The following is a 13,295-nucleotide window of genomic DNA, read 5'->3' on the forward strand; positions in this document are numbered from 1 at the left end:
TTAACTTAAAGTTCAATGGAAATCATACCATAAAAAAGACTTAAACTAAAAAAGACAAGGGTTTGCTCCCATCCCATTTTAAAAAGAAGGAAAAAAATAAAAAAAAGGAAGAGATACTCCAAGAAAAGATTCATACCTAATTTTTCTCGTTTCTGCCCCATTTTTCTTGTCCTATGTAACAGCTCACGAATAACTTTTCCGGTAACGAGAAATCCAATAAAAAAAACCACTGAAGCTACAAAAAATTTTAATGGATTTATTACAAGCACTATAAAGAACTCAGAAAGGACAAATGGATGAGGAATCGTAATCCATTTAATGAGCAGATATCCACTTAGAAAAATAACCAAATCCGTCAATACTTTTTTATACATAAAAATCCCTCCCATACAATGTATGAGAAGGATTGAAAATATTACCTAATTCAGTTATTGGTCCTCTTCGATACTTAAAATTCTGAACCCATGTTCTTCCAGCCTCTTTGTAAATTTGTCAATATTGTTCTTCCTTTCAACCTTCATAACAATTCTTCGGACAAGTTTATCAGTTTCATCAAAAGTAACAAGTGAAATAATATGCTCATGGTACTGATGGGCAATTTCAGACAGACAAGCAATCCGACCTTCAGTATACTTCAACTTTACTTGGAAAAAACCTTTTATATTTTAAGATTATGACATAGAAAAAGGAGAATTTCATATTATTTAATGATGTTGATAAAGGGAGGGCTAAAATGAATACACACTTTAAAACCTATCATCCTTATGCGAGTCCGTTTGACCCTTGCAAGCCAATTCCTGAAAAAACTTACTCTACCCCGCCACATTTATATATGGGCTTTCAACCACCTAATCTTCCACAATTTTCACCGCAAGAAGCATTGAGAGCTGGCACGCTCTGGAAGGACTTCTATGATCCTTGGTACAATTCCTTGGAGAAAGCAAAAGGGGGCCTGCCAACATGAAACAGGTCCCTGCCGAATATTATCAAATAATGGAGCAGCTTCAAACGGTTGACTTTGTTTTAGTAGAACTCACATTATATTTAGATACCCATCCTGATGACCTAGAGGCAATCAATCAATTCAATCATTACGCAAAAGAACGAAAACGTATCAAAAAGGCATTTGAAAGCCAATTTGGTCCATTGCTTCAATTTGGAAATAGCTACTCCGGATATCCATGGAACTGGAAAGATACCCCATGGCCGTGGCAAGTTTAATTAAAGGGAGGGAAGAGCTTAATGTGGGTTTATGAGAAAAAATTACAATACCCTGTTCGAGTCAGTACTTGTAATCCAACCTTAGCAAAATATTTAATTGAGCAATATGGGGGTGCCGACGGCGAACTTGCTGCTGCACTCCGATACTTAAACCAACGATACACGATTCCAGATAAGGTAATTGGCCTTCTAACAGATATCGGTACAGAAGAGTTCGCCCACCTCGAAATGATTGCTACAATGGTCTACAAATTAACGAAAGACGCCACGCCTGAGCAAATGAAAGCAGCTGGATTGGGAGCACATTATGCTGACCATGATAGTGCATTATACTACCATAATGCCGCAGGAGTTCCATTTACAGCAACTTATATAACCGCTAAGGGTGACCCAATTGCAGATTTATATGAAGATATTGCAGCAGAAGAAAAGGCAAGGGCTACCTACCAGTGGTTGATTAACATAAGTGATGATCCTGATATCAATGATAGTCTGCGCTTCTTACGTGAACGGGAAATCATTCATTCGCAACGTTTCCGGGAAGCAGTGGAAATTTTAAAAGACCAACAGGGTAAAAAGACGATTTTCTAATCAAATAAGAAGCAGTTAGTCTGCTTCTTATTTTTTTTCATGATATAAGTTTATGTCATATTTTGTTTTCATCATTTCAAAAACAATGTGACGTGATTTCCATTCTTCTTCTTTTTTCCAATAATCCTTACTGCGGTCGACGATTTCACATCTTAATTCATGATATTCCTTTTCTGCTTTGTCTTTTTTTTCTTTCAGTAAATTCATTGTACCGTACATTCCGACACAAAAAACCAACAATGTTAAATTATTGGAGTCATTTACAAACGCAGAAAACATTGCAGCAAAGGAATAGGAATAAATACTGGCAACTGTGATATACAAATAGGTTAAGAAACTAGCTGCTAAAATAATTGTGGCCCAAATTGAAAGAATATGCCGCTTTTTAAAACGGTCAAATTTTTCTTTTCGTTTTCTTACATTTTCAAGAGCCTGCTTCGTTGCCTGATCAGTATTTTCAAGTAATTGGATTGGAGAATCCATTTTTATCACCCTCCATTTCTCTGTATATACATATGAACTTGTCCCTTCTATTATGTTTTTCTATAAAAAAAAACCGATCACTTTTGGATCGGTTAATTGTTTATTGGTATTTTCAAAACCTGCCCTGCATTTAGTTGGTTACTCGTTAGATGGTTTGCCTCCACAATAATTTCCATTCCCTTTGGGGACTGATAATACGTCATTGCTATCCTATAAAGGTTTTCATTTGGTTTAACCGTATGAGAAATGATTTTACTATCTTCTGGTTCTGTCGATACTACGCTAGTTTCTGATTCTTTTTCTTTTTCACTATTAATATCTGATACCTGAGAATCCGTTTTGTTTTCATTTGTACTCTCGGGTTGAACAGATGTATCCACAGCCGTTTCAGTTTGTTCTACTCCGGCGTTAGATTCTTGGCTAGTTTCTTCTGAATCATTAGCTTCAGAAATTGCTTCCTTCGATTCATCAGGATTTTCTAGGGTTTCCTCGTCATCTTTAGAATTTTCCAAATTAATCGTTTCATACCCTACTGATTCAACTGATAGTTTTTCAACACCATTTATTTTTTTAGCACCGTCACGGTAAGAGATTACACTAAATATGATTATAGGCAGGAGGATAAAGAACAAAACTAATAGACGAATAAGTGGATATTTTAGCTTCCATTTTGTTTTTTTCCTCTTTGGGCGATGTATCTGCTCCCGTGGCGGCAAAACTTCCATGTCTTCGACTTTTTCATTAATTTTTTCTATTCGCTGTTTTAATCTTTCCGCTTGGTCCCTGAATGGTTCTTCATTATTCATGGAGCTACTCCTCCCTGTTCATCTTCTCTGATTGGTCGTTTAAATTTTATATATACTCCTAATAAAAAATCAATGACAAAATGCATAACAATTGTGACTGCTAAATTGTCTGTCCACTGAAATATTAAACCAATAAAAAAGCTTAATATAACAATATTTACAAACAAAAACCAATTAAAAAGGTATCGATAGTGGATGATTGCAAAAATAATACTTGCTAAAATGAGGCCTACTTTTGTTTGAATGATCCCTCTAAACAATAATTCTTCACTAAAAGCTACTAAAAGGGCAATGATAAAGATGTGAAACAAATTTCTATTTTTAAATATTCTTTCATTCAAACCGCCATCATCATAAAAGGACGAAGGCAGCGATTTCATTAAAAGTATATCGACCATTACCACTGTAATACCGGCAGGGAGTCCGATTGAAATAATATGAAAGTCATTCAAAGAAATATTATTTAAATAGGAGAAATGGTCAAAAAATATAAAACCTAATATCAATGAGATCACACAGAGAATTCCCTGTGTCATGTACAGGTGAAAAAGCAAATCTTTATCCGTTAATTCATTAATTAATTCAAAATACTTTTTTTTCATTCCCTCAACTCACAATTGATTAGAATTTTAGCAAGATAGTCGTTCCAGTTTTTTTCATTTGTTTTTACTGAAGGAAAATGATTAGAATTAATATTTTGATAATCATTTATTTGAAGCCCGCAAATGTCGCAGCATGGATTTAGCTTGTTAGACAATATTTCATCAAAATAATGTAAAATATATTCACGTCTGCAAGAATTGGTTTCAATCCATTTTTTCATGCAATAAATATTATTTTTCTTAATGGATAATCTTTCCTTAACAAAATCATTAATAGTGCATTGTAATTTTTCAAGGCTAGCCATTTCTAGAAATGAATTATTTACAAAGTCCTCAACAATCCTCCATTGAATCTCGGTAAAACCGCCAAGCTCCATTAGTTTCGTATTTAGATTGATCTTTCCATCCTTCAGAAGATGGTCATGTTCTACCTTTTTAAACAACCAGTCTATTTGCTGTTCAGATGGCAATTCATTCTCTGCAAGCTGGATTGGAAGCTGTTCATCCCCTGGCGAATATAAAAGGATGGCAATACTCGGTTCGCCATCACGACCTGCCCTTCCGATTTCCTGTAGAAAAGATTCTATTTGCATTGGCATGTGATAGTGAATAATAAAACGGATATTTTCTTTATTAATACCCATGCCAAAAGCACTCGTAGCACATATTACATCTAATTGCCCATAGATAAACTGTTGTTGAATCAGTATTCTTGTATTTTGATCCAATCCGCCATGATAGGCCATTGACTGACAGATTCCTTTTTCTGTTAGTAATGTCGCCATCTGTTCGGCAGCTTTTTTACTTGAAAAATAAATAATTCCCGGTTTTTTCAATTTGGCAACAAACTCGAGGACACTGGCTTGTTTATCGCGGTAATCAAATAGTTCTTTTACATAAAAGCCGATATTGGGTCGGTCTATGGTCGATTCTATTTTTACTATTTCCTCTAAATCAAGTGAAGCAATAATGTCCTGTCGTACCTTTATTGTAGCTGTCGCTGTCAGTGCAAGCGTTAGTGGATTACCGAATTTCTTTCGAATCTCACCTAGTTTTGAATAATCCGGGCGAAAATCAAAGCCCCATTGGGAAATACAATGGGCTTCATCTACAACAAACAATGCAATCGTAAGCTCTTGAAGTTTACGAAGGATATAGGGAACTCTCAACATTTCAGGTGATATGAAGATAAATTTATATTGACTTAAATGATGAAGGGCCCTATTTCTTTCCTCTCCCGAAAGAAAAGAGTTTAAAGCAATGACTCTTTTTTCACCAAATCTTTTAAATTGTTCCACTTGATCCTGCATTAATGATAGAAGAGGAGAAATAATTAAAATGTGCCCATCTAAAATAATCCCAGGTAGTTGGTAACACAGGGATTTTCCAGTTCCAGTTGGGAGCATTGCCAGTGTATGCTGCCCAGCAAGAATGGAGGTGATTACCTCTTTTTGTCCAGTCTTAAACGTTTGATAACCAAAATGTTTTTTTAAAACCTTTTCTAATTCCATTATCTATCACCATATTTCGCTAAAACTAACCTTATTTGAAAATAAGTAGCAGTACCTACTTTTTCTCTTATCACTTTTAGCTGTTTGGTTACTTTTTGCCGCGAAACTTCCAAAATTTTATTTTGTAACTCACTATCGACGTATGTATCAATGGAAAAATCCTTTACATTTAAGGCTAATTCAACAAGATGATCTTCTATTGTACTTAATTTTAAGTGTCTAAGATTTGCAATCATATCAAGGCTATATCCTTGTAATAATAATGCCTGTGTTTTCCTTGAGGAAAGGGTTAATTCATCATCTTGCATTAGATCATGGATAAGATAAGGTAAGATTTTAAACTGATTACCGTCTTCCATTATTCTTTGAATCAAGTAATGAAGGGCATTAGTAAAACCAATCTGATAATCATGAAAATCTAACTTCAGCTTTTTTGCTACTTGATGAGGGGTTAATCCAATCTGCTGAAAACCAGTTAACCGAAACACTAAAAGTGATGGGTCCATGTCTTTCACTGTATTAAAACATTCATTTAACTCTGAATAGACAGTAGTCCCCATCTCCATCCTAGGTACGGTGATGTCCTTTAGAGTAGCTTTTAACCAGATATGGACGTCTTTGTTTTTTTGAATGGGTATATATCTTGATTCCCTAAAAGCAAGATTGGATACCACCTGAATTAGTAGGGACAATCTTTCCCAAAATAGAGAGGATATTTGATGAAAGGTCCAGCCATTTATATATTTGGGCAATGGTTTGTTTTCTAGAAGTGTCATTCCAGAGGTCGTTACATCGTATCGTTGTTCCCCTATATTTATTAACCAATTTTTTTCTACCATTGATTGATGTATTTCATCAAAGGAGTCCCTTGTTAATTGCTCATAAATCCCAAAAAATTTTTTTAATGAAAATAGGTGGGCGTCTTGGATAGTTTGTGATGATTTTTTTCCATTCAACAGGTGATAGACGGAGTAAATCGTCCGTTCCCTGTTTAATTGTTTGACACTATAAAGAATAATGGATTCAAGTTGCATCATACTAAGTCCCCCGCCGTTTTTCGTACATTATCGACAAAATATCCATTTTTCTTCTTTATTCTATCATGAAATAAAGTAGATTGTTGCCCAAAAATGTGGAAGAATTAGAAATTCAACTATATAATCTACAGGTATATGGGTATTTTTCTATTGAAAAGTTATCGATACAGTTTTACAATAGATATGAGTTATCCGTTTTCAATTTGATAATGGAAAATGTGTAAGAATAATTTTGTTTATATTACTGGGAGGTTTTTTTTCATGGCAAAGTACACAATTGTGGATAAGGAAACTTGCATTGCATGTGGGGCTTGCGGCGCAGCAGCACCAGATATTTATGATTATGATGATGAAGGCATTGCATTTGTAACTCTTGATGATAATGAAGGAATTGTTGAAATTCCAGATGTATTAATCGATGATATGATGGATGCTTTTGAAGGCTGTCCTACTGATTCCATTAAGGTAGCTGACGAAGCTTTTGATGGCAATCCAACTAAATTTGAATAATATTTAGGTAAAACAAATGTTAAGCTACTACCTCTCTCCTTTTTAAGGGAGAGGTTTTAATTTTTTACAAAAAAACAACAGGAGGAATGGGTCCATCCTGTTGTTTTTATTTATTAGACGCTTTTAATTGTTGTGTTCTTATTAATCCATGCCTGCATCCGAATGAACAGAAGCATAAAGATGGATGACATCATAACACCTTTTATTAAGTTAAAAGGTAAGATAGCAGGGACTACCAAATTACGCATATCAGGGAATCCCATAAGAGCAGTATAAGCCGGTAAAATGAAGAAGTAATTTAACAAACTCATCATTACCGCCATTATAGCTGTCCCGGCGATTAACGCTAATGTCATACCTTTTCTAGTTTTGAGTCTATTATATACGAAATATGTTGGCAGGATAAACACAATGCCAGCAGCAAAATTGGCTATATGGCCAACAGGAATTCCTGTAAAACTTCCTGTCTGAATATAATTAAGGACATTTTTAAAAAACTCAACTAATATTCCTGCAATTGGTCCAAAAATCAATGTGGCAATTAATGCTGGGATGTCGCTGAAATCGACAAACAAGAAATTTGGGAATAAAGGCAATGGAAATTGTATTAGCATTAACAGAAATGCAATACTGCTCAACATTCCAATTGACACATAAGCCCTTACATTCATTTTCCTCTGTTTCTTCATCTTCTTCATCTTCCTCTCTCCTTTTTTGATCCATCGCGTTTAGGAAGAGAGGTTCAGCAAACAGTCGAGACCTAAGTAAATAAAAACTCCCTCAAGAAAATCTACTTGAGGGAGTTTACAAAGGCACGCTTAATAAACGTTCATTAAACATTAATTTTTTGAACGTCTGCAGAACCTCCATCTTCTCCCATCCAGACTATACTGTCGGCTTTGGAATCACACCAAATCCTGCCATAAAGGCTCGCGGGCTTATGAGTTTCACTCAAATACCGCCGATCGGGAATTTCACCCTGCCCCGAAGATAGATCGATATATAATTACAAATATAATTATACTGCTTCCTGCATTTTTTGTTAAGTAAAAGGTTTACGTTTTAACGCATTTGTAACTTTTTTAAACAGTTTCCAAAAAAAAAACCGCAGACACTTGAGTCCACGGGTTGTTTATTATCTCAATTTACATTTAATACTTGCTTAGGTTTAATAAGATCCGAGGACAGATGGTTAAGTTGTTTAATACGTGTTACCGTCATATTTCTTTTCCTCGAAATGGAGTACAATGTGTCGCCTTGTTTGACGATATATTGTTTTTTTCCTTTCTCTGTTTTGTCTTCCTTTTGAAGTTTTACATGGGAGCTTGCTTCTAATACATCGTCATTGATTCCAGCTATTCCACCCTGTACATTCTCGCCTGTGTCCGCTTTTCCTAAGAACTTTTCTGGATCCAATGCATATTTCTTATCATATCTCCACTCATGCTGGTGGGTTTCAAAATGAAGATGGGTCCCAGTAGCTTGTCCTGTTCTCCCCATTTTCCCTATTACGGTTCCCTGCTTAATACTTTGACCTTCTAATACAGTTCGCTTGTTTAAATGGGCATAGACAGTAACAAAATGACTTGGATGTTTTATAAATACTACATTTCCGTATGTATTCGAATAATAGGATTTAACTACTTGACCATCATCGACGGCAAGAACAGGGGTGTTCAATTTTCCAGCAATATCAATTCCCTTATGTTTACCCATTCTCGTTCCATATGTATCAGAAATAATACCGTCTGCAGGCCATATCCACCCATCCTTTATCTCTTTCTCATCCTTCATACTTGCTTCGGAATGTATTCCACCTAAAAATAACAAACTGATACATAGCGCCATAATTAGGGCAATAAGAACCCTTTTTATGTAGTCTCGCATTTTCTTCATTCAACCTCCTTAGTTCTTTTCCTCCTCCACACCATATGTTAGTTGTTTCACCTTTAGAACATATACCTTGGTGGAGGAGCGATTAGACATACTTGTTATAATTTGGAGATTATAGTTATTTTATTCATGATAAAAAAAATCAACCACTAGGGGTTGATTGAGAATAATTATTGAAGCGTCTGTAGGTTTGGCGCACGCGGGACTTTGTTTTCCTTTGATAGGTCAAATGTTCCGATTTTTTTTATAGGCGAATTTTTTATAATGACTTTTTCTAAACCAAATTCTTTAGCTGTTAATAACAAGGACTCATAAGCGTTAATCGTAACTTGGTCTTCTCGTAGACTCGAATTTTCATCTATTGTAACTAGTAAAGTTTTTTCTTTAATGGATACATCCTTAATCGGCAGAGCAGGAAAAAGTGAACTTTTTAACCCTAATAAGGGCTGATCATTCTTCATTGCCTCCAAAGCCCTATTAATATCAGTATACGTCTCTATTGATGGAACTAAGTAGGGGATTTCACTATCTTTGGAAAAATAAAAGAAGAAGGCATGATTCTTCTTTTGGACGACTTCAATTTCCTCTTTCCTGCCAAGATTCCCTAGTTCAATTCCAGGCTCACCATTTGTTGAAAATCGGATTTTTTTTATATTACTGTTCGAAGAAATATCTTTTTGTAATACATTCATAAAATTTGTTTCTGTTGTTGATCCTTGGCCGTACTGATGGGTTGACGACACATCAACCAAAACAGCTTTATTTTTATTATCAAGCTTCAGCGTAGCATTAAGTGGATAAAATTCGCTTAAACCCCATTCTTCTTCCTTTAAACTCACCATGTTTTCATTAAATATAGTTAGCCATGATTTATCATTTGAATCATTTACTATAGTGGAAACTGGAACAAGTATTTGCGCTTGCGGATCTGGAATCCAATAAGTTAAGACCCTTCCATTGTCTACTTCATCATCATAGACTGCTGTTTTTAAAAGTTCATTATTCTCAGCTGCTGAAAAGGTCTTTGCTTTTAAATTGTCATCTTCTTTTTTCAAAGCACTGGAGGAATCCTCATCCGCTGTTTGCATTTCCTGCCCAGATGAAGCATTTTTTTGACTTGCTTTATCCTCTGAGTATTGGGTTCCGACCATTAATTTAGGAACTAAGATGAAGAAAATGAGCAATGCACATGCAGTAGCAAGGCCAGGCAGGAGCCATTGTTTTATTTTTGTCTTTTTTATAGAAAGATTCTGATAAATGTCACGAGGATTGCGATCATCTTGTATTTTGGGCATTTGCCTTAATAGTTCTTCGAGCTGCTTATCGCTCCACTCTGACTTTTTCACTTGCCGCTCCCTCCTTCTGATAAGACATTTCCATATGTTTCTTCAATACCTTTAACGAACGGTGCTGTGTCGTTTTCACCTTGCTTTCTGTCCATCCTAATGCTTGGGCTGTTTCAGCAATCGATAAATCTTGAATATATCGCAGAATAATAACTGCTCTTTGATCCATTGTGCAATATTCTAGACAGTTGTAAACCCACCTGATTTCTTCCTTTTGTACCGTGATTTCTTCTGGTATAGGATATCCATCTTTCAGCTGATCGGTGGACCAATCAAATTTTTCGAGTAAACGTTCTTTCCATCCCTTTTGTTTTCGGAAGAAGTCAATGGCTACATTTCTTGCAATCGAAAACAACCAGGTTTTCTCACTGCTTTTCCCTTCAAAACGGCGATAAGATTTAAAGACTCTTATATAGACTTCTTGGACAAGATCCTCGGCATGTTCTTTGTTCCTGACCATATAAAGTAGAAATTGAAAAACGTCATGATGATATTTTTGGTAAAGTTCATCGAAAACGGAGTCCATCAATTCCCCTCCCCGTTCATAATATTAGTCGATTTATATGTATAAAAGGTTTCACCTTATAAATATAGACTTTTTTGTGACAAAAAGGAAGGTATAAATTGGAATTCATTTCCTAAAAATTTGATACAAAAAACTCATCCTGTTAATGGATGAGCTCTTAGCTTTCTATTTTTATTGTTCCTCGTGAATCAAGAACAATCGGCAAAATACTTGTTCATTTTACTATTTTCGAGGCACTAAAAAGGAAAATGTCGTTCCTTGACCTAGTTTACTCTGAACAGAAATATGACCACGATGTGCATCCATAATATTTTTAGCTATGGCTAGTCCAAGTCCTGTTCCTGCTCTTCCTCTCGTTCGAGCTTTATCAGCCTTATAAAACCGTTCAAACACAAAAGGTAAATCTTCGTCAGGAATACCCGACCCAGAATCTTTAACTCTAATCATTACGCCCTTATCTTCTGAAGTCACACTTAATTTAACAGAACCGCCTTTAGGTGTATGTCTTATGGCATTATCAATTAAATTTGTGAGAACCTGTTCGATTCGATCAGGATCAAAGGAAATGGAGGTGATTTCATTATCTATCTCTGCAAATAATTGAATTTCATTTTCTTTAGCTAATCCCTGGAACTTGTGGATAATTCGATTGATAAATGAAGAGATATTAGTTTCCTCCATTGTTAATTGAAGATGTCCGGCTTCCATTCGGGCTAAATCTAGCAATTCATTAACAAGCCGGCCCATACGCAAGGATTCATCATAAATGACCTTTGCCATTTCCTTTTTCTCTTCTTGGGATTCAGCAATATCATCAACGATTGCCTCACTATAGCCCTGCAACATCGATATTGGCGTTCTAAGCTCATGAGAAACGTTTGCAATAAAGTCTTGTCTCATTTTATCTAACTGTCTTTCCTCAGTCATATCCCTCAGAACGGCTACTGCACCGCGAATAAAACGGTTACTATATAATGGACTAACTAGGATGACCCAATGTCTGCCTTGGAATGAAATTTCACCCATTTGTTCTGCTTCAGTATCGACTGCTCGCTGAAATAGATCCATTACCTCTGGTGGTATGGCCTCGGAATCCGTACTAATTCCACCCATTTCATAATACCAATATTGAAGAAAGCGGTCTGCTGGAGGATTGGTGATTAGAATCGCCCCATCCCGATTAAAGGTAATAACACCATCTGCCATACTGCTAAGGATACTCGATAATTGCTCTTTTTCTTGGCTAAGTGCACTCATATTGAATTTTAATTGTCTTCCCATTTGATTAAAAGCAGTTGCTAGTTCACCAATTTCGTCATGTGTAAGGATGGGTACTTTTGTATCAAATTTTCCTCTGGCTACTTCAAAGGCTGCTTCTCTCATCTTTCTTAAGGGAGCTGCAATTCTTGTAGACAAAAAGAAGGCAAAAATAGTTGTTAGGATAATGGCAACACCCGCAACAAGTAAAATAAATTTAGTCGTTTCATGGGTTGTTTCTTGCATTACTTCCAATGATTGATAAATAAAAACTGCACTTTTTTCATCCCCGGGCAAATGCAAAGGTACACCAATAATTGAATACTTAGCTTCCTTTTCATCTTCATTAAACGAAAGGGTGGAAATTTTTTCAACGGACTTATCTTTTTTAAATACTTGTGATAATTTCGGGTCATTTTTAATATCAGTTAAGGATAACCTATTGGAAAGATCCGTGTTTGGAGAGTAATAGATTTCACTGTCCTTTTTAACAATTACTACATTGTTGACATTATCAATAATCTCCCAGGATATCTCTAATCCAAGTGGAAATTTTTCATTAGGATGTTTTTCTAAAACGTTCGCAATTTTCTCAGCTGTATTGGTCAAATCCTTTTTCATCTCAAGAGTATTGTAGTTTTGGAAAAATTCGAGAAGCATGATTGTTAAGATGAATAGCACAAAAGATACTAATAAAAGGATCGTTAACCATAGCTTTCCTACAACACTTCTTAATAATGTCATTCATTAATAACCTCAAATTTATAGCCTACACCCCAAACTGTAACAATCATTCTTGCAGCTTGTTCAGAAACTTTGTTTAATTTTTCACGGAGACGCTTTACATGCGTATCAACTGTACGTAGATCCCCGAAAAATTCATAATGCCAAACTTCTTTAAGTAACTGTTCACGGTCAAAAACTTTATCTGGCGCCTTCGCTAAGAAATAGAGCAATTCATATTCTTTTGGCGTTAAACTTACTTCTTTACCGTCTGCTGCTACCCTGTGTGCATCATTATCAATGGTTAAGTGTGGGAATACAATGACGTCTTTCGTTGTCGTTTCCGTTTGCAGGTAACTTGTTTGTGAAGACCTTCTTAACAAGGCCTTGACACGCAAGACAACCTCTCTCGGACTAAATGGTTTGACTATATAGTCATCAGTGCCCACTTCAAAACCTTGGACGCGATTAATTTCTTCCCCTTTAGCAGTAAGCATGATTACCGGTGTTGCCTTCTTTTCTCTTAATTCACGACAAACTTCAATTCCGTCTTTCCCTGGCATCATCAGGTCAAGAAGAACAACATCATAGTCATTGGCAAACGCTTTTGCTAAAGCCTCGGTCCCATCTTCAGCTTCATCAATTGTATAATCTTCACGCTCTAAATACATTTTTAATAAGCGGCGAATTCTTTCCTCATCATCTACAACTAAAATTTTCACGTCTTTTTCCATTATTAATCCCCCCATGGAGTTAATTTTACAAAACGGTATTGTTTTATGCTATATT

16 protein-coding genes, 1 pseudogene and 1 riboswitch are annotated in these 13,295 nt (G+C 35.7%); of the genes and pseudogenes, 4 read left to right on the forward strand and 13 right to left on the reverse strand.

Annotated features, from left to right (window positions below; translation table 11 throughout):
* Window positions 1–5: 5 nt before the first annotated feature.
* A complete protein-coding gene (locus tag J7E67_RS11285; RefSeq protein WP_214718975.1) occupies window positions 6–374 on the reverse strand; it encodes a hypothetical protein in 369 nt (122 codons plus the stop codon).
* Between the two features lie 54 nt (window positions 375–428).
* Window positions 429–629: pseudogene (locus J7E67_RS11290) on the reverse strand (CBS domain-containing protein); the annotation flags it as partial.
* 104 nt (window positions 630–733) lie between these two features.
* Between J7E67_RS11290 and J7E67_RS11295 the strand changes: the two are divergent.
* From J7E67_RS11295 to J7E67_RS11305, 3 genes are read left to right on the forward strand one after another with little or no spacing between them, the layout of a single operon-like run.
* Window positions 734–964 carry a spore coat associated protein CotJA gene (locus J7E67_RS11295; RefSeq protein ID WP_214718973.1) on the forward strand — a complete coding sequence of 77 codons (231 nt, stop codon included), beginning with the start codon at window positions 734–736 and terminating at the stop codon, window positions 962–964.
* Window positions 961–1,221 carry a spore coat protein CotJB gene (locus J7E67_RS11300; protein ID WP_214718971.1) on the forward strand — a complete coding sequence of 87 codons (261 nt, stop codon included), beginning with the start codon at window positions 961–963 and terminating at the stop codon, window positions 1,219–1,221. The genes J7E67_RS11295 and J7E67_RS11300 overlap by 4 nt, the downstream gene beginning before the upstream one ends.
* 21 nt (window positions 1,222–1,242) lie before the next feature.
* Window positions 1,243–1,812, forward strand: a complete 570-nt coding sequence (locus J7E67_RS11305; RefSeq protein WP_214718968.1) for a manganese catalase family protein — start codon at window positions 1,243–1,245, stop codon at window positions 1,810–1,812.
* 27 nt (window positions 1,813–1,839) lie between these two features.
* On the opposite strand, the gene J7E67_RS11310 is transcribed toward J7E67_RS11305, so the two are convergent.
* The 5 genes from J7E67_RS11310 to J7E67_RS11330 form a co-directional block, all read right to left on the reverse strand.
* Window positions 1,840–2,295, reverse strand: coding sequence for a YpbF family protein (locus J7E67_RS11310; protein WP_214718966.1), 456 nt, complete (start codon window positions 2,293–2,295; stop codon window positions 1,840–1,842).
* Between the two features lie 92 nt (window positions 2,296–2,387).
* Window positions 2,388–3,101 carry a LysM peptidoglycan-binding domain-containing protein gene (locus J7E67_RS11315; protein WP_214718964.1) on the reverse strand — a complete coding sequence of 238 codons (714 nt, stop codon included), beginning with the start codon at window positions 3,099–3,101 and terminating at the stop codon, window positions 2,388–2,390.
* Entirely contained in the window at window positions 3,098–3,703 is a 606-nt protein-coding gene (locus tag J7E67_RS11320) for a CPBP family intramembrane glutamic endopeptidase (RefSeq protein WP_214718963.1), read from the reverse strand. The genes J7E67_RS11315 and J7E67_RS11320 overlap by 4 nt, the downstream gene beginning before the upstream one ends.
* Entirely contained in the window at window positions 3,700–5,214 is a 1,515-nt protein-coding gene (locus J7E67_RS11325) for a RecQ family ATP-dependent DNA helicase (protein WP_214718962.1), read from the reverse strand. Before J7E67_RS11325 ends, J7E67_RS11320 begins: the two co-directional genes overlap by 4 nt.
* Complete coding sequence (locus J7E67_RS11330; protein WP_214718960.1) at window positions 5,214–6,251, reverse strand: YpbB family protein; 1,038 nt, start codon at window positions 6,249–6,251, stop codon at window positions 5,214–5,216. The genes J7E67_RS11325 and J7E67_RS11330 overlap by 1 nt, the downstream gene beginning before the upstream one ends.
* A gap of 261 nt (window positions 6,252–6,512) precedes the next feature.
* Here J7E67_RS11330 and J7E67_RS11335 point away from each other — a divergent pair, with 261 nt between their 5' ends.
* A complete protein-coding gene (locus J7E67_RS11335; protein ID WP_024030326.1) occupies window positions 6,513–6,761 on the forward strand; it encodes a ferredoxin in 249 nt (82 codons plus the stop codon).
* Between the two features lie 113 nt (window positions 6,762–6,874).
* Here J7E67_RS11335 and J7E67_RS11340 read toward each other — a convergent pair whose 3' ends face one another.
* The 6 genes from J7E67_RS11340 to J7E67_RS11365 form a co-directional block, all read right to left on the reverse strand.
* The gene (locus tag J7E67_RS11340; protein ID WP_214718958.1) at window positions 6,875–7,459 is read right to left on the reverse strand and encodes an ECF transporter S component; all 585 of its coding nucleotides are present in this window, start codon (window positions 7,457–7,459) and stop codon (window positions 6,875–6,877) included.
* Window positions 7,460–7,625: 166 nt separating this feature from the next.
* Window positions 7,626–7,757, reverse strand: a riboswitch (FMN riboswitch).
* A gap of 144 nt (window positions 7,758–7,901) precedes the next feature.
* Window positions 7,902–8,657: a peptidoglycan DD-metalloendopeptidase family protein gene (locus J7E67_RS11345; RefSeq protein ID WP_251026710.1), complete on the reverse strand. Its 756-nt coding sequence runs from the start codon at window positions 8,655–8,657 to the stop codon at window positions 7,902–7,904.
* A 167-nt stretch (window positions 8,658–8,824) separates the two neighbouring features.
* The gene (locus tag J7E67_RS11350) at window positions 8,825–10,000 is read right to left on the reverse strand and encodes a hypothetical protein (protein ID WP_214718956.1); all 1,176 of its coding nucleotides are present in this window, start codon (window positions 9,998–10,000) and stop codon (window positions 8,825–8,827) included.
* On the reverse strand, window positions 9,975–10,526 hold the full coding sequence (gene sigX / locus J7E67_RS11355; RefSeq protein WP_214718954.1) for an RNA polymerase sigma factor SigX: 552 nt from the start codon (window positions 10,524–10,526) through the stop codon (window positions 9,975–9,977). Before sigX ends, J7E67_RS11350 begins: the two co-directional genes overlap by 26 nt.
* 222 nt (window positions 10,527–10,748) lie before the next feature.
* Window positions 10,749–12,527 (reverse strand): ATP-binding protein, encoded by a 1,779-nt coding sequence (locus J7E67_RS11360; RefSeq protein ID WP_214718952.1) that lies wholly within the window; start codon window positions 12,525–12,527, stop codon window positions 10,749–10,751.
* Complete coding sequence (locus J7E67_RS11365) at window positions 12,524–13,240, reverse strand: response regulator transcription factor (RefSeq protein ID WP_214718951.1); 717 nt, start codon at window positions 13,238–13,240, stop codon at window positions 12,524–12,526. The genes J7E67_RS11360 and J7E67_RS11365 overlap by 4 nt, the downstream gene beginning before the upstream one ends.
* Window positions 13,241–13,295 lie beyond the last annotated feature (55 nt).

Source organism: Bacillus sp. ISL-46 (genome assembly GCF_018613205.1).